The organism is Streptomyces sp. NPDC032472 (genome assembly GCF_040636955.1).
GTDB lineage: Bacteria > Actinomycetota > Actinomycetes > Streptomycetales > Streptomycetaceae > Streptomyces.
The window spans coordinates 73,036-87,324 of record NZ_JBEZVK010000004.1 but is presented as its reverse complement, the minus strand read 5'-3'; the positions used below and the strand labels follow the sequence as shown (position 1 = coordinate 87,324).

The following is a 14,289-nucleotide window of genomic DNA, read 5'->3' as shown; positions in this document are numbered from 1 at the left end:
GCGGACCGCGGCGCGGGTCCCGCTGCGCGGAGCCGGTCCCCTCCCCGCCCCTTCCCGAAACCGGGGCTCCGCCCCGGACCCCGTTCCGGGCGCTCCGCGCCCGGTGCGCTCAAACGCCGCGCGGGCTGAAATCAGCCCCGCCGGCGTTTGAGGCGCTGGGGGTCCGGGGGCGGAGCCCCCGATCTGTGAGGGGTCCGGGCGGAGCCCGGTTTCGGGAAGGGGCGGGGAGGGGACCGGCTCCGCGCAGCGGCAGCCCCGCCCCCTCACCCGCCCCTGCGACCGCGCCCCCACACCCACACCCACACCCACACCAAACGGGAGCAGCACCCCAATGACGGACTCCCCCCAAGCCCTCGACTCACTGGTACTCCACCGCATCGACAACGGCGTCTCGTGGATCACCCTCAACCGCCCCGAGGCCATGAACGCCGTGACCTGGGACCAGCGCGAGCGGGTCATCGCGCTGCTGGCCGAGGCCTCCGCCGACCCCGCCGTCCGGGCCGTCGTCATCACCGCGACCGGCAAGGGCTTCTGCGCCGGCGCCGACCTCCGCGGCGCCCCCGCCACCGGCAGCGAACGCATCGCCGGCGACGTGGCCCGCATGATCCGGCTGGGCGCCCAGCGCCTGATCACGGCCGTCCTCGACTGCGAGAAGCCGGTCGTCGCCGCGGTCAACGGCACCGCCGCCGGCATCGGCGCGCACCTCGCCCTCGCCTGCGACCTGGTCCTGGCGGCCGAGTCGGCGCGCTTCATCGAGGTGTTCGTCCGCCGCGGTCTGGTCCCCGACGGCGGCGGCGCGTACCTGCTCCCGCGACTGGTCGGGCCGCAGCGGGCGAAGGAGCTGATGTTCTTCGGCGACGCCGTCCCGGCGGCCGAGGCCGAGCGGCTCGGCCTGGTCAACCGCGTCGTCCCGGACTCGGAGTTGGAGGCCCGCGCCCGGGAGTGGGTCGAGCGGCTCGCGCAGGGCCCGACCCGGGCCATCGCCCTGGCCAAGCAGCTGGTCAACGCCTCGCTGGACGGTGACCGGGCAGCCGCCCTGGCCGCCGAGGCCACCGCGCAGGAGATCAACATGGCCACGGCCGACGCGGCCGAGGGCGTGGCGAGCTTCGTGGAACGCCGCACCCCGAAGTACCACGGCCGCTGAAGCCGAAGCCCATCCCCAAGCCGCGCCCCAAGCCCAGCCCTACATCCGAGCGCTCGGCTTCAGCAGCGCGAACACCGCACCGAACGGGTCGGCCACCCAGGCGATCCGGCCGACGTCCGGCACGTCCGCCGCCGGCATGATCACCGAGCCGCCCGCACCCTGCGCCGCCGAGACGGTGGCGTCGACGTCCGCCACGTGGAAGTACGGCACCCAGCGCGGCCGTTCGACGCCCCCGCCGCCCGCCCCATCGCCCATCGGCGCGACGCCGCCGAAGGAGGCCTGCTTCTGGTCGCCGTCCTTGGTGCTGAGGACGCGGTACGTCATCCCCGGCGCCTGCATCTCCTCGCTGCGCCAGCCGAAGACGCCGTTGTAGAACTCGGTGGCCGCGACCGGGTCCGGCACGTGGAGCTCGGCCCACACCAGGGAGTTCTCCTCCGAGGCGCGTTCGAGCCCGGCGGTCTTGCCGGGCTGCCACACCGCGAACTCGGCGCCCTGCGGGTCGGTGGCCTGCGTGAGCCAGCCCTCGCCCATGACGTCCATGGGCTCCGTGCGGATCTTCCCGCCGCCGTCCTTGACCGCCTGGGCCGTTGCCTGCGCGTCCTTGGCCATGAAGTGGACCATCCAGGCCGACTTCGCGCCCTCCTCGGTGAGCGGCCCGAGCGCGGCGACGGTCTTGCCGTCCGCCTGGAAGAACCCGTACCCGCCCGCCTCCGGGCCGGCGGAGGCGAAGCTCCAGCCGAAGACGGCGCCGTAGAAGGCGGCCGCGGCGTCGGTGTCGGGGCTGCCGAGGTCGAGCCAGTTGGGTGAGCCGATACGGAAGTCGGTGCCGAGCATGGGGGTCCTCCCGGGATGTCAGCGGTCGGGCGGCGTACGGCCGTACGCCGGTCCCCCGCCACCATGCCGAGCCGGGTCGAGCAGCCGTGCGTACGGGATCCGGGTCGCCCGGGGGTTTCACCCGCGCGGGGGAACACCGGGGGCGGGCCCCCGCCCCCGCCCCGCCCTCGCGCCGCCCCGCCCGCCCTCGCGCCGCTCAGCGCTTGTGCAGCTCCCGCTTCTCCCAGCCCGCCGGATCCCTGACCATCCGGGACAGCAGCGGCTCCCCGGCGGTGCCCCCGGCCGCCCAGACCATGGGTGCCGCCCACGCCCCCTCGCAGCCGGGCACGTCGACCTGCACGGCCCCCTTCCGGTACGTCCACGTGCCGCCTCCCGAGCAGCGTGCCGTCCCCTCCGCGGGGCGCTCCAGCGGCAGTTCCTCGGCCGACGCCTCTCCGCCCTCGTGGAGCAGCAGGCGCGCACCCTTCCCGTCCGCCCACGTCCCGACGAAGTCGGACCGCTGCGGCTCCGCCGGTCGCTGCGGGTCGGCCGGCGCAGCGGCAGCGGCCTGCGGCTCCGCCGGGCCGAGCCGCGGGTCGGGCGAGACCGGCATCCGGGCCTCGGCAATGAGGACGGCTGCCACGAGGAGCACCGGCAGGGCGACGCCGGCCCGGCAGGCCGTACGCCAGAGCATCCGCCGGCTCGACAGGTTCCGCCGGTAGGCATGGCCCGCGGCCGCCACCGGGAGCACGCCGAAGACCGCGATCCAGAACCAGGTGTCCTCGTACGGCCGCAGGGGCGCCCGGAGCACGGGCAGGGCGTACGCCGCCGCGAGCGCGACCCCCCAGGGCACCGCCCATACGGCGGCCGGCCACCCCGTGAACCGGGCCGACAGCCGCGCGAGCTGCACCACGGGGAGGGCGAACAGCCAGGCCTGCGCGTACCCGACGATGACGGCCACGAGCAGGTAGTCGACGGGTTCGCCGTAACCGAAGGCGACGCCGAAGTCGCCGTCGTCCCAGGTGGCGATGACGATGACCCACCAGAGCAGGATCTGCGCCACGGCCACCGGCCCGGCTCCGCGCGTCCCGAAGCCGCGGGCGGCTCTCTCCGCCTCCTCCATGCCACTGCCCCCTCTTGCTTGAACATGTTCAAGTCCCCTCGGGACGGGACCATACCCGACCTCTTGAACACGTTCAAGAGACGTCTGACCCGGGGGCGAAAGCAGGCGCCGCCCACCCCTTCCCATCTGACACACCGTCAGTTTCAATCGGGAGTGTGATGGGACATGCAGGGATGGCGGCCACCGTCGTCCGATACCTGAGATCAGTCGGCTCCGCGGCACCCGGATCGGTGGAGCCGGAGCCCTCGGCCCTGCCCCGCGCCGACCTGCGGGCCGTCGGCGAGGACGAGCGCGCCCCCGTCGGCCCTGCGGAGTTCCGGGCCGTGCTCGGGAACTTCGCGAGCGGCGTCACCGTGGTCACCGCCCCGGCCGCCGAGGGCGAGGACGGCCCGGCCGGCTTCGCCTGCCAGTCCTTCGCCTCGCTGTCGCTCGACCCGCCCCTGGTCACGTTCATGGTGGCCCGTACGTCCACCAGCTGGCCGCGGATCGCCCGCGCCGGGGTGTTCTGCGTGAACATCCTGGGGGCGGGGCAGGGGGAGCTGTGCCGGCAGTTCGCGGTGAGCGGGGCCGACAAGTTCGCCGGGGTGGGCCACCGGCCGGCCCCCGTGACGAGGTCCCCGCAACTGGACGGGGTTCCGGCCTGGATCGACTGCCGCATCCACGCCGTGCACACCGGTGGGGACCACCTGATCGTGGTCGGGCGGGTCCTGGCCCTTGGCGCCGCCGGGGAGGAGGGCCCCCTCCTGTTCCACAAGGGCCGCTTCGGCCGCCTGTCCGACACCTGACCCTGCGGCTCCGCCCGACCTTCGCGGCCCCGGCCCTGGGGGCACCTCCCAGCGGTGGCTGGGGGAGCAACCCGGCTCCGCCGGGCAGCGGGCTCCGCCCGGACTCGCGCCTCAATCGCCGGCGAGGCTGGATGTACGCAGCTCCCGCTTCGAAAGCGAGGGCGAGACTGGCCTGCCGCCACTGGCTGCGAAGCCGGGGGCGGAGCTGTGCCCCCGGCAGAACCAGCCCCAACCTCCGAAGCCGAGGACCGGCAATCTCAGCCTCGCCGGCGTTTGAGTGGGGGTCCCCCCGGACGAAGTCTGGGGGAGGGTCCGGGCAGAACCCGGTTCCCGGCGGAGCCGGGTTTCCTGGGGCTTTCCGCCCCAGACCCCGCGCCTCAAACGCCGGCGAGGCTGGAACTGCCGGACCCTCGCTTCGAAAGCGGGCGCGGCTGGAATTGCCGGACCCTCGCTTCGAAAGCGGGCGCGGCTGGGATGGCCGAACCGGCTCAGAGGGCGGGAGCCGAAACGACCGGCCCCCGCCAAGGGACCGCAGCGGCCCAGGCCCGGCGAGGGGGCCAGGGCGGCCGGGCCGGGTCAGAAGGTGAGGACGCTGCGGGCCACGCGGCCCGCGTGGGCGGCTTCGGCGGCCTTGGCGAAGTCCTCCACCGGGTAGACCTCCGTCACGAGCTCGTCCAGCAGCAGCTTCCCCTGCCGGTACAGCTCCGCGTACAGGGCTATGTCGCGCTGGGGACGGGAAGAGCCGTAACGGCAGCCCATGATCGTCTTGTCCAGGTACATCGAGGAGACCTGGAACGCGGCCTCCTCCCTGAACCCCGGCACCCCCAGCAGCACCGCCTGCCCGTGCCGGTCCAGCAGATCGACGGCCTGGCGGATCAGCCGCACGTTGCCGACGCACTCGAAGGCGTGGTCGGTGCCGGTCGGGAGGATCTCCTTCACCGCCGCCACCGCATCGGGGACGGCCGACGCGTCCACGAAGTGCGTCGCCCCGAACTGCCGGGCCACCGCCTCCTTCGCCGGATTGGCGTCCACCGCCACCACCGTCGTCGCGCCCGCGATCCGCGCCCCCTGGAGCACGTTCAGCCCGATCCCGCCGCTGCCGATGACCACCACCGACTCGCCCCGGTCGACCCGTGCCCGGTTCAGCACCGCCCCGACCCCCGTCAGGACACCGCAGCCGATCAGCGCCGCCGAGGCCATCGGGATGTCGTCCGGGATCTTCACCGCCTGCACGGCCTTGACGATCGTCCGCTCGGCGAAGGCGGAGTTCGAAGCGAACTGGAACAGCGGCTTCCCGCCCCGCGAGAACGGCTGCCCCGGCATCCCGATCGCCCTGCGGCACATCGTCGGCCGCCCCCGGTCGCAGTCCGCGCAGGCCCCGCAGTTGGCCAGGGTGGACAGCGACACGTGGTCCCCCGGCGCCACATGCGTCACCCCCGCCCCCACCGCCTCGACGACCCCCGCCCCCTCGTGCCCGAGCACCACCGGCACCGGGAACGGGATCGTCCCGTCCACGACCGACAGGTCGCTGTGGCACACCCCGGCCGCGCGGATCGCGACCAGCACCTCCCCCGGCCCGGGGTCCCCGATCTCCAGATCGTCGACCACCACAACCTGCTTGCCGTCGAACACGACGCCTCTCACCGGCCGCTCTCCTTAGGCAGGCCGAGCACGCGCTCGGCGATGATGTTCCGCTGGATCTCGTCCGAACCGCCGTAGATCGTGTCGGCCCGGGTGAACAGGAACAGGCGCTGCGCCTCGTCGAGGCCTCGTTCGTACGGGAGGTCGGGCGCCCAGTCCGCCGGCCCGGTCGCGCCCGCCGCGCCGCGGACGGCGACGGCCAGCTCGCCGAGCCGCCGGTGCCAGCCGCCCCACAGCAGCTTGGCCACGCTCGGCGCCCCGGGGTCGGATCCGGATGCGCTGCCCAGCGTGCGCAGCGCGTTCCAGCGCATCGTGCGCAGTTCGGCCCACTGCCGTACGAGCCGGTCCCGCAGCACCGGGTCCGCCCCGCCGTACCCCGCACCGTCGGCGTAGTCGGCCAGGACGCGTTCCAGTTCGGCCGCGAAGCCGATCTGCTGGACGAGCGTGGACACTCCGCGCTCCAGGCCGAGCAGGCCCATGGCCACCGCCCAGCCGTTGCCCTCGCCGCCCACGACCTCCGCGGCGACGGCCCCGTCGAAGAAGACCGCGTTGAACTCTGCAGTCCCCGACATCTGCCGGATGGGCCGGACCTCGACCCGCCCCGGCTGGTCCATCCGTACGAGCAGGAACGACAGCCCGCGGTGCCGGCGCGAACCGGCCTCGGTCCGGGCCAGGACGAAGCACCAGTCCGCCTCGCGCGCCAGCGAGGTCCAGATCTTCTGCCCGGTGACGCGCAGCCGCCCGTCGGCACCGTCCCGTACGGCCGCGGTCCGCACGGCCGCGAGGTCGGAGCCGGCGCCGGGCTCGCTGTAGCCCTGGCACCACAGCTCCTCGCCGCGCGCGATGCCCGGCAGGAAGCGGTCCTGCTGCTCGCGGCTGCCGTACGCGATCAGCGTCGGGGCGAGGAGGTTCTCGCCGATGTGGCCGACCCGGCCGGGGGCGCGCAGCGCCGCGTACTCCTCGGCCCAGACGACCTGTCCGGTCAGGGAGAGCCGCTGCTGCCCGTACGCCCCGGCCGGCACCTCCCAGCCCTGGCCGATCCAGCCGCCGCGGCCCAGTTCGCGCTCCCAGGCGCGGCGGGCCGCCACGCCCTCGTGCTCGCTGCCGGGCCCGCCGAGGCCGACCGCCCCGGCGTACGGGCCGTCGGCCCCGAGGTGCCCGGCGAGCCAGGCGCGGGCCCGTACGCGCAGTTCCTCGTCCTCGACCCCGAAGCTGAAGTCCACGGTGCGCGGCCCCTTCTAGGCGTTGCCGGCGGCGGGGGTGTTGCCGGCCTCGGCGGCGGCGGGGGTGTTGCGGGCGTTCGGCCGCTCCTTGGCGGCCGCGGCCCTGGCCATGGCCTCCAGCTGCACGAGCATCGGCATCGGGTCGGTACCGACCGTCCCGGGCAGGAAATCGGCGATCTTCTCGGGGGTCCAGGCTCCCTCGGCGTAGCCGGCGCGCAGCTCGCGCGGCTGCGCCCAGACGGCGATCTTGGGTCCGGCGATCGTGTAGACCTGCCCGGTGATGCGCTCGCCGCCGACGGCGACGGCCTTGTCGCTGAGGAGGTAGGTGACGAGGGCGGCGACGTCCTCGGGTTCGCCGATCTCCTTGAGCTCCATGGGGACGTTCGCGGACATGCGGGTACGGGCGACGGGCGCGACGGCGTTGGCGGTGACCCCGTACTTGTGCAGGCCGAGAGCGGCGGAGCGGACGAGGGAGATGATCCCGCCCTTGGCGGCGCTGTAGTTGGCCTGGGCGACGGAGCCCTGGTGGTTGCCGCTGGTGAAGCCGATGAGGGTGCCGGAGCCCTGGCGGCGCATGACGGCGGAGGCGGCGCGGAAGACGGTGAAGGTGCCCTTGAGGTGGGTGGCGAGGACCGGGTCCCACTCCTGCTCGGACATGTTGAACAGCATCCGCTCGCGCAGGATGCCGGCGACGCAGACGACGCCGTCGATGCGGCCGTAGCGGGTGAGCGCGGTGTCGACGACGCGCTGGCCGCCCTCCATGGTGGAGATGTCGTCGGCGACGGCGACGGCCTCGCCGCCGGCGGCCAGGATCTCCTTCACGACGGCCTCGGCTATCTCGCTGGTCGGTGCGCCGCCCTCGATGCCGACGCCGTAGTCGTTGACGACGACCCTGGCTCCCTCGGCTGCGGCGGCGAGTGCGACGGCGCGGCCGATGCCGCGGCCCGCGCCGGTGACGGCCACGACCTTGCCTGCCAAGAAGTTCCCCACGCCGACCCCTTCCCGCGGTTTCTGACGGAACGTTAGATTTTATGGGCAGCCGGACGCCGCCGCACAAGCCCCTGACGGGCACGCGTCCCCGCATCGCAAGGAGCTGATGAGGACCATGGCCCTGCCCGCCGCGTTCCACGACATCGCCAAGCGCGTCAACAACTGGGGGCGCTGGGGTGCCGGCGACGAGATCGGCACCCTGAACCTGATCACCGACGAGGTCGTACGGGCCGCAGCCGCCGAGGTCCGCACCGGGCGCCGCATCCCGCTCGCCCTCCCGCTCAAGGAGGACGGCGTACAGGCGGGCCTGATCCCGGGCCGCATCAACCCGCTGCACACGATGGTGCAGATCAACCAGGAGCTGTTCGGGCCGGGCGGCGTGGCCTGCAGCGACGACGCGGTGACGATGGGGCTCCAGGCCGGCACCCACTGGGACGCCCTCACCCACGTCTCGCACTCCGGCCGCATCTACAACGGCCGCCCCGCCGGCACCGTCACCGCCCACGGGCGGGCCGAGTTCAGCGGCATCGACAAGGCCGGGCCGGTCGTCTCCCGCGGGGTGCTGCTGGACGTGGCCCGCGCCAAGGGCCTGGACCGGCTGCCGGGCGGGCACGCGGTGACCCCGGAGGACCTGGCCGAGGCCGAGGAGTTCGCCGGGGTCGCGGTGCGGGCGGGGGACATCGTGCTGGTCCGCACCGGCCAGGTCCGGCTGTACCTGGCCGGCGACAAGCACGGCTACGGCTTTCCCTCGCCCGGGCTGTCCGTGCGCACCCCGCAGTGGTTCCACGCCCGGGACGTGGCCGCCGTCGCCAACGACACCCTGACCTTCGAGATCTTCCCGCCGGAGATCGACGACCTGTGGCTGCCGGTGCACGCGCTGGACCTGGTGGAGATGGGCATGCTCCAGGGCCAGAACTGGAACCTCGAGAACTTGTCCACAGCCTGTGCAGAAGAGTCCCGCTACACCTTCCTGCTCTCGGCCATGCCGGAGCCCTTCGTCGGCGCGGTCGGCACCCCGGTCGCCCCGGTCGCCGTCCTCTGACCGGCGCGGCCGCCGCGGCCACCGCGGACGGCGGCGACCGCGGCCACCGTCCAGGCCGCCGCCCATACCGCGCCGACGAGCAGGGCCGCCAGCGCCGTGCGCAGATGGGGCGGGGTCGGACCCAACCCCGGCGCCAGACCCGCGGCGCGAGCACCGAAGCCGAGGACACCGGCGCCGACCATCGCAATACCGACCCAGGAGGCGGCGAGCACCGGCCACCGCACGAGCCGGGTTCGCGGGAGGCGGAGGAGAACCAGCGCCACGACGGCCATCAGCAGCCCGAGGGCCGCGTTGGCCAGTTGGGCGGTGGCGACGTCGGCGACCGCACCGTAGGACTCGGCCGGCGCGGGGAAGCCCGGCATGCCGAGCTCGCCGTCCCTCGCCAGGTCCACCTTGCTGACGGTGTAGGCGAGGGCGCCGAGACAGGCGGTGACGGCGGCGACCCTGTGCGACATTCGGGTTCGGCTTCGGGGCATGGGTTCATCCTGCGACGTACGGCGGCCGGGCCGCCTCCGCCGCTCGCACGAACTCCCTCCCCCGCACGGGTGAGGAACCCCGCCCGCCTCACGCCAGCCGGAACCACACCGCCTTGCGCCCCGGGCGGGCGGTGACGGCCCAGTCGTCGGCGTACGCCGCGAGGAGGCCGAGGCCGCGGCCATGGGTGGCCAGGTCGCCTGCCGGTGTCCCGCTTATGGCCGCCAGGGTCGCCGCCACGGCCGGGGCCTGGTCGTAGACCGTCACCGTGACGGGGCTGCCCGTGGCCAGCGCCACCTCGACCGAGATCCGCCTGCTGCGGGTGTGCACGTGGGCGTTGGTCACCACCTCCGAGGTGCACAGCCGTGCCCGGTCCACGAGGTGGGCGAGCCCGGCCGCCTGGAGGACCAGGGCGACCCATTCGCGCGCGAGCCGGGGGGTGTCGGCCCGGCTGGGTGCGGTGAAGCGGTAGGTGTTCGTCGTTGCCATCGTTGTTCTCCCAACGCGGTACGAGTACGCGCGCCGCCGTCGCCCGTCATGTGCCGTGGCTCTGGCCGCCCCCAGGGTGACACGCGCCGTCTCAAGGCGCGGTTCAGCGGCTGCACTTCGGCCCTACTGGCGCTCGATGCGGTGCACCTCGGACCATAGGGTGCAACTATGCACCGGTGCAACCTTGTTCGTCATGTCGGCGGACGCCGGTGGACCCGCGCCGGGGATACCGGCAGACTCGTGTCAGACAAGGGGAAGGGACACATGCCGCCGAGGGACAACCCGACTGCACGCCAGGCGCGACTCGGTACCGAGTTGCGGAAGCTGCGCGAGGCCGCGGGCGCGACCGCCAGGCAAGCCGCCGGCCTGTTGTCGGTCGACCAAGCAAAGATCAGCCACATCGAAGCCGGTCGCCTCGGCGTCAGCGAGGAGCGCATCCGGCGACTCGCAACCTTCTACTCCTGCGACGACGACGCCCTCATCGATGCCCTGTGCACCATCGCCAGGGAGCATCGTGGGCAGTACTGGTTTGACGAATATCGGGGCATCCTTGCCCCGGGCTTCCTCGACATCGGTGAACTCGAGCACCATGCGATAGCACTTCGATCCATGCAGAGCATGACCCTGCCCGGCCTCTTCCAGACGGAGAACTACGCCCGCGCGTTGTTTTCAGGCGTCACGCCGAAGCTTCCGGCCGGCGAAGTCGAGGACCGCGTCGAGTTCCGCATGAAGCGAGCCGCCCTCCTCGACCGGCCGAACCCGCCCCCGTTCGACGCCATCATCCACGAGGCCGCGCTGCGCATGCGCTTCGGCGGGCGCGATGTCGCGCGCGAGCAGCTGGAGCACCTGCTGAAGCTGTCCACGCGACCCACGCTGTCGATTCGCGTGATCCCGTTCACCAGCGAGGACTTCATCGAGGTGACCCAGCCCGTCCTCTATGCGCACGGCGTCGTCCCCCAGCTGGACACCGTGCAGATCGACAGCGCGTTCGGGGGCCGGTTCCTCGACGCCGACGCCGATCTGCGGAAATACCGCACGCTGTTCGAGATCGCGGAGAAAGCGGCTCTCGACCCGGAAGGGTCCCGCCAGATCATCCACCACATCGCACGAGAACTGTGAGAGACAGCGGCATGAGCACACCCATCAGTTGGCAGAAGTCCTCCTTCTCCGGAGGCAACGGCGAAAACTGCATCGAGGTCGGCCGGGAAGCCGGCAGCATCGTGATGCGCGAGAGCGACGATCCAAGCCTGGTCATCACCACCAGCCCGGCCAAGCTCGCCGCATTCATCCGAGGCGTCAAGGCGGGCGAGTTCGACCACTTCGCGAGCTGACCGCCCGGACGGCGACCGCCACTCCCATGCCCCCGCCCTCGGCGGGGGCATTCGCATCGGCGGTGGCGGGGCATACATGCACCGGTGCACACTTGCCACAGCGCCTCGCGTAGCGATACCGTCGCAATGCGTCACCGAGCTCGGCTCGGCTGTCGTAAACCGCTTGGGCTGCCCGGCAGTTGCGCCTGACTGGCGTGCAGCCCTGCGCCACTGCACCCCAGCCACAGGAGGGCAACCATGCCCCGGCCGGAACCATCCACGCCCCCGGAGGGGGCCACGTCGCCCACACGACGGGACTGCAAGGCAGCCATCCGCACCGGGTACTGGTTCGAGGCGGTGTGCTTCAAGGACGCCTACACCACCGCTCCCGAGCTGCTGGACCGGGTCATGCTCGCCACGCCCGAGGAGGCCGTGCGGCTGGTCCGGATCCAGATCCGGACCACCCACCCCTTCGCGCTCAGCCCGGCCGAGGTCGAGCGGGCGCTCGCCTGGGCCGGTGGGGAGGGGCGGGTCCACGCCCTGGCGGCCCTGCACCGCGGGGAGCCCGCCGGCTTCGGGATCATGCTGCGGAGCGGGCTGCGGGCCGAGTGGCGGGTGCTGCCCGTGCGGTACCTCGGGATTCAGCCCGCGGGATGCAGCCCGGAGGCCGATGTCCGCGGCCGGGGCCGTCACTAGGGTCGACGGCATGGACACCTCATCAGGGGCCGTCGCGCGGCGGCCCACCGCTCATCGCCTGCAGACCACGGCGCTCTGGGTCGGCGCCGGGCTCACCGCCCTGCTGCTCACCCAGCTCACCGCCCGCGTCCCCCTCGGCTTCGGGGGACAGATCACCCAGCCCGGACCCGTCCTGGCCGTCCTCGGGATCCTGCTCGCCGCCGTGCTGCTGCGCCGGGCACCGCTGACGACGCTCGGCCTGATGCTGCTCAACGGCACCTTCGTGCTCTTCCTCTCCCACAGCCCCGGGCTGACGACCGCCGCAGTGGTGCCCGCCGCCGCCGCGCTCGGACAGGTCGCCGTGACCTGGCCCCGCAGGACGGCGGCCCTCGCCGCCGCGGCCACGGCCCTGATCCTGATCACCGGCCAGTTCGCCCTGCCCGCGCACGGCGGTCCGGAGGTCGTGCTCAGCCAGAGCCAGCTGCCGATCGTCGTGGCGGCCTGGCTCATCGGGGACTCCGTACGCCGCAGCCGCGAGTCCGCCGCGCAGGCGCACGCCCGCGCCACCGAGCAGGCCCTCGCCGACGAACGCCTGCGCATCGCCCGCGAGCTGCACGACATGGTCGCCCACAGCATCGGCGTCATCGCCATCCAGGCCGGCGTCGGCAGCCGCGTCATCGGCAAGCAGCCCGAGCGGGCCCGCGAGTCCCTCCAGGCCATCGAGGCCACCAGCCGGGAGACCCTGGCGAGCCTGCGCCGGACCCTGGTGGGCCTGCGCCGCAGCGAACCCGCCGCCCTCGCGCCGACCCCCGGCCTCGACGGCCTCGACCGGCTCGTCGCAGCCACCGCCGAGGACACCGGCGTGCACGTGGAGCTGGTGTGGTCCGGCAGCCCGCGACCGCTGCCGCAGGAGATCGAGCTGGCCGCGTACCGGATCGTGCAGGAGGCCCTGACCAACGTCGTACGCCACGCCGGGGCGGGCCGCTGCCGCGTGGAGGTCGCATACGGGGACTCGGAACTGGCGCTGGAGATCACCGATGACGGACGGGGACCCGGCCCCGCCGGCCCCGGCAGCGGCTTCGGCATCACCGGGATGCGCGAGCGCGCCGAGCTGCTCGGCGGCCGACTGGAGGCCGGGCCCTTGGCCGGAGGCGGGTTCCGGGTGGCGGCCGGCCTGCCGGTCGACGGGGAAGACCCGGAGGATGTGCGATGAGCAGCGGCCGCATCCGGGTCCTGCTCGCCGACGACCAGCCGCTGGTGCGGTCGGGGCTGCGGGTCCTGATGGAGGACACCGCGGACCTGGAGGTCGTCGGGGAGGCGGCGAACGGCGCCGAGGCGGTCCGGCTCGCCGCAGAGCTCGCGCCGGACGTGGTGGTGATGGACATCCGGATGCCGGAGATGGACGGCATCGAGGCCACCCGCCGGATCACCGGGACCGGAGCCGCCCCCGCCTCCCCCGCCCGGGTCCTCGTTCTCACCACCTTCGACGAGGACGAGTACGTCTACGGGGCGCTGCGCGCCGGCGCGAGCGGGTTCGCCGTGAAGGACATGGCGCTGGACGACCTCCTCGCGGCGGTCCGCGTGGTCGCCGCCGGCGACGCGCTCATCGCGCCCGGGGTCACGCGCCGCCTGATCGCGGACTTCGTCTCCGGGCCGCCGCCCGCGGCCGCGCGGGTGCCGGCCATCACCGAGCGGGAACAGGAGGTGCTGACGCTGGTGGGCCGCGGCCGGTCGAACGGCGAGATAGCCCAGGACCTGTTCATCTCGGTGGCGACGGCGAAATCGCACGTGGCGCGGCTGCTGACGAAGCTCGACGCGCGGGACCGGGTGCAACTGGTGATCAAGGCGTACGAGATGGGGCTGGTCACGCCGCCCCGGTGACGGCGGCGTGGTCCAGCGGGTGGCGGCGTACAGTCGCGCACGCCCCGAGCGCGGCACGGCAGCCGCCACCCCACGACCCGCACTCGTCAAGGTCTGCCCTTGGCGTCCCCTCGCGACGAATCGCTCAACACAAGGGTGATCAACAGTTGACGAACCGTCAACACCTCGTTAGAGGTACACGCGCGGTTCCCGGATCGACCCATATGTTTCGCGGGACCGCTCCGAGCCGCCCGCAGGGCCGACCGCCGAGCCGCCCGCAGGGCTGACCGGAGAGCCGTCCGGTGCGCCGCCCCCGGGCTTGTCGGGGCGGTCGACCTCGCACCAGATGTGCTTGCCCACACCCTCGCGCTGCCAGCCCCAGCGGTCGGCGAGCCCGTCGACGAGCTCCAGGCCGCGCCCGTTGGTCTCGTCGCCCGCGGCCTGCCGCCGGGCGGGGGCCCGGTCGCTGGTGTCGGCGACCTCGACGCGCACGCCGGGCTCGCCGAACAGCATCCGCAGCACGGCCGGACAGCCGGTGTGCACGACCGCGTTGGTGACGAGTTCCGAGATCAGCAGGATCAGGGTCTCGGCGAGCGGCGAGTCGTCCCCTATGCCGCACCCCGCCAGCCGGGACCGCGCCCATCTGCGGGCCCGGCCGACCTCGGCGGGATCCGGGCCTACCTCCAGCTGCACCTGAAGCACCTGCACCGCTCACACCAT

The 14,289-nt window shown here is 73.5% G+C and carries 16 protein-coding genes; 8 read left to right on the top strand and 8 right to left on the bottom strand.

The annotated features are described in order from the left end of the window. Positions 1-331 precede the first annotated feature (331 nt). Positions 332-1,144, top strand: coding sequence for an enoyl-CoA hydratase-related protein (locus AB0F11_RS03665; RefSeq protein WP_362167953.1), 813 nt, complete (start codon positions 332-334; stop codon positions 1,142-1,144). A gap of 39 nt (positions 1,145-1,183) precedes the next feature. Here the strand turns inward: AB0F11_RS03665 and AB0F11_RS03660 are convergent, their stop codons facing one another. Next, on the bottom strand, positions 1,184-1,978 hold the full coding sequence (locus AB0F11_RS03660) for a VOC family protein (RefSeq protein WP_362167951.1): 795 nt from the start codon (positions 1,976-1,978) through the stop codon (positions 1,184-1,186). Between the two features lie 196 nt (positions 1,979-2,174). Then, positions 2,175-3,080 carry a hypothetical protein gene (locus AB0F11_RS03655; RefSeq protein ID WP_362167948.1) on the bottom strand — a complete coding sequence of 302 codons (906 nt, stop codon included), beginning with the start codon at positions 3,078-3,080 and terminating at the stop codon, positions 2,175-2,177. Positions 3,081-3,238: 158 nt separating this feature from the next. On the opposite strand from AB0F11_RS03655, the gene AB0F11_RS03650 reads away from it, so the two are divergent. Beyond that, positions 3,239-3,865 (top strand): flavin reductase family protein, encoded by a 627-nt coding sequence (locus tag AB0F11_RS03650; RefSeq protein ID WP_362167946.1) that lies wholly within the window; start codon positions 3,239-3,241, stop codon positions 3,863-3,865. A 576-nt stretch (positions 3,866-4,441) separates the two neighbouring features. Here the strand turns inward: AB0F11_RS03650 and AB0F11_RS03645 are convergent. The 3 genes from AB0F11_RS03645 to AB0F11_RS03635 are packed head-to-tail and all read right to left on the bottom strand — an operon-like array spanning position 4,442 to position 7,719. After that, positions 4,442-5,509, bottom strand: a complete 1,068-nt coding sequence (locus tag AB0F11_RS03645; protein ID WP_362167944.1) for a Zn-dependent alcohol dehydrogenase — start codon at positions 5,507-5,509, stop codon at positions 4,442-4,444. Next, positions 5,506-6,729 carry an acyl-CoA dehydrogenase family protein gene (locus AB0F11_RS03640; protein WP_362167941.1) on the bottom strand — a complete coding sequence of 408 codons (1,224 nt, stop codon included), beginning with the start codon at positions 6,727-6,729 and terminating at the stop codon, positions 5,506-5,508. Before AB0F11_RS03640 ends, AB0F11_RS03645 begins: the two co-directional genes overlap by 4 nt. Positions 6,730-6,744: 15 nt before the next feature. Next, the gene (locus AB0F11_RS03635) at positions 6,745-7,719 is read right to left on the bottom strand and encodes an SDR family oxidoreductase (RefSeq protein WP_362167939.1); all 975 of its coding nucleotides are present in this window, start codon (positions 7,717-7,719) and stop codon (positions 6,745-6,747) included. Between the two features lie 115 nt (positions 7,720-7,834). Between AB0F11_RS03635 and AB0F11_RS03630 the strand changes: the two genes are divergently transcribed. Beyond that, positions 7,835-8,761: a cyclase family protein gene (locus AB0F11_RS03630; protein WP_362168194.1), complete on the top strand. Its 927-nt coding sequence runs from the start codon at positions 7,835-7,837 to the stop codon at positions 8,759-8,761. Here the strand turns inward: AB0F11_RS03630 and AB0F11_RS03625 are convergent. Continuing rightward, positions 8,680-9,216, bottom strand: coding sequence for a hypothetical protein (locus AB0F11_RS03625; RefSeq protein WP_362167937.1), 537 nt, complete (start codon positions 9,214-9,216; stop codon positions 8,680-8,682). The two genes, AB0F11_RS03630 and AB0F11_RS03625, sit on opposite strands and share 82 nt — an antisense overlap. A gap of 109 nt (positions 9,217-9,325) precedes the next feature. Further along, a complete protein-coding gene (locus tag AB0F11_RS03620; RefSeq protein WP_362167934.1) occupies positions 9,326-9,724 on the bottom strand; it encodes an ATP-binding protein in 399 nt (132 codons plus the stop codon). Positions 9,725-9,988: 264 nt separating this feature from the next. Here AB0F11_RS03620 and AB0F11_RS03615 point away from each other — a divergent pair, with 264 nt between their 5' ends. The 5 genes from AB0F11_RS03615 (at position 9,989) to AB0F11_RS03595 (ending at position 13,590) form a co-directional block, all read left to right on the top strand. Then, on the top strand, positions 9,989-10,843 hold the full coding sequence (locus AB0F11_RS03615) for a helix-turn-helix transcriptional regulator (RefSeq protein WP_362167932.1): 855 nt from the start codon (positions 9,989-9,991) through the stop codon (positions 10,841-10,843). Positions 10,844-10,854: 11 nt separating this feature from the next. Beyond that, positions 10,855-11,055, top strand: coding sequence for a DUF397 domain-containing protein (locus tag AB0F11_RS03610; protein WP_362167929.1), 201 nt, complete (start codon positions 10,855-10,857; stop codon positions 11,053-11,055). Positions 11,056-11,292: 237 nt separating this feature from the next. After that, positions 11,293-11,730 carry a hypothetical protein gene (locus tag AB0F11_RS03605; protein WP_362167927.1) on the top strand — a complete coding sequence of 146 codons (438 nt, stop codon included), beginning with the start codon at positions 11,293-11,295 and terminating at the stop codon, positions 11,728-11,730. 10 nt (positions 11,731-11,740) lie between these two features. Then, the gene (locus AB0F11_RS03600; RefSeq protein ID WP_362167924.1) at positions 11,741-12,922 is read left to right on the top strand and encodes a sensor histidine kinase; all 1,182 of its coding nucleotides are present in this window, start codon (positions 11,741-11,743) and stop codon (positions 12,920-12,922) included. Next, complete coding sequence (locus tag AB0F11_RS03595; protein ID WP_362167922.1) at positions 12,919-13,590, top strand: response regulator transcription factor; 672 nt, start codon at positions 12,919-12,921, stop codon at positions 13,588-13,590. The genes AB0F11_RS03600 and AB0F11_RS03595 overlap by 4 nt, the downstream gene beginning before the upstream one ends. Positions 13,591-13,758: 168 nt before the next feature. Here AB0F11_RS03595 and AB0F11_RS03590 read toward each other — a convergent pair whose 3' ends face one another. Next, positions 13,759-14,277: an ATP-binding protein gene (locus AB0F11_RS03590; RefSeq protein ID WP_362167920.1), complete on the bottom strand. Its 519-nt coding sequence runs from the start codon at positions 14,275-14,277 to the stop codon at positions 13,759-13,761. Positions 14,278-14,289 lie beyond the last annotated feature (12 nt).

Coding starts and splice junctions, on each gene's coding strand:
- AB0F11_RS03655 (WP_362167948.1), bottom strand. CDS start 3,080: ATGGAGGAGGCGGAGAGAGCCGCCCGCGGCTTCGGGACGCGCGGAGCC.
- AB0F11_RS03605 (WP_362167927.1), top strand. CDS start 11,293: ATGCCCCGGCCGGAACCATCCACGCCCCCGGAGGGGGCCACGTCGCCC.
- AB0F11_RS03630 (WP_362168194.1), top strand. CDS start 7,835: ATGGCCCTGCCCGCCGCGTTCCACGACATCGCCAAGCGCGTCAACAAC.
- AB0F11_RS03610 (WP_362167929.1), top strand. CDS start 10,855: ATGAGCACACCCATCAGTTGGCAGAAGTCCTCCTTCTCCGGAGGCAAC.
- AB0F11_RS03660 (WP_362167951.1), bottom strand. CDS start 1,978: ATGCTCGGCACCGACTTCCGTATCGGCTCACCCAACTGGCTCGACCTC.
- AB0F11_RS03615 (WP_362167932.1), top strand. CDS start 9,989: ATGCCGCCGAGGGACAACCCGACTGCACGCCAGGCGCGACTCGGTACC.
- AB0F11_RS03620 (WP_362167934.1), bottom strand. CDS start 9,724: ATGGCAACGACGAACACCTACCGCTTCACCGCACCCAGCCGGGCCGAC.
- AB0F11_RS03665 (WP_362167953.1), top strand. CDS start 332: ATGACGGACTCCCCCCAAGCCCTCGACTCACTGGTACTCCACCGCATC.
- AB0F11_RS03595 (WP_362167922.1), top strand. CDS start 12,919: ATGAGCAGCGGCCGCATCCGGGTCCTGCTCGCCGACGACCAGCCGCTG.
- AB0F11_RS03650 (WP_362167946.1), top strand. CDS start 3,239: ATGGGACATGCAGGGATGGCGGCCACCGTCGTCCGATACCTGAGATCA.
- AB0F11_RS03600 (WP_362167924.1), top strand. CDS start 11,741: ATGGACACCTCATCAGGGGCCGTCGCGCGGCGGCCCACCGCTCATCGC.
- AB0F11_RS03625 (WP_362167937.1), bottom strand. CDS start 9,216: ATGTCGCACAGGGTCGCCGCCGTCACCGCCTGTCTCGGCGCCCTCGCC.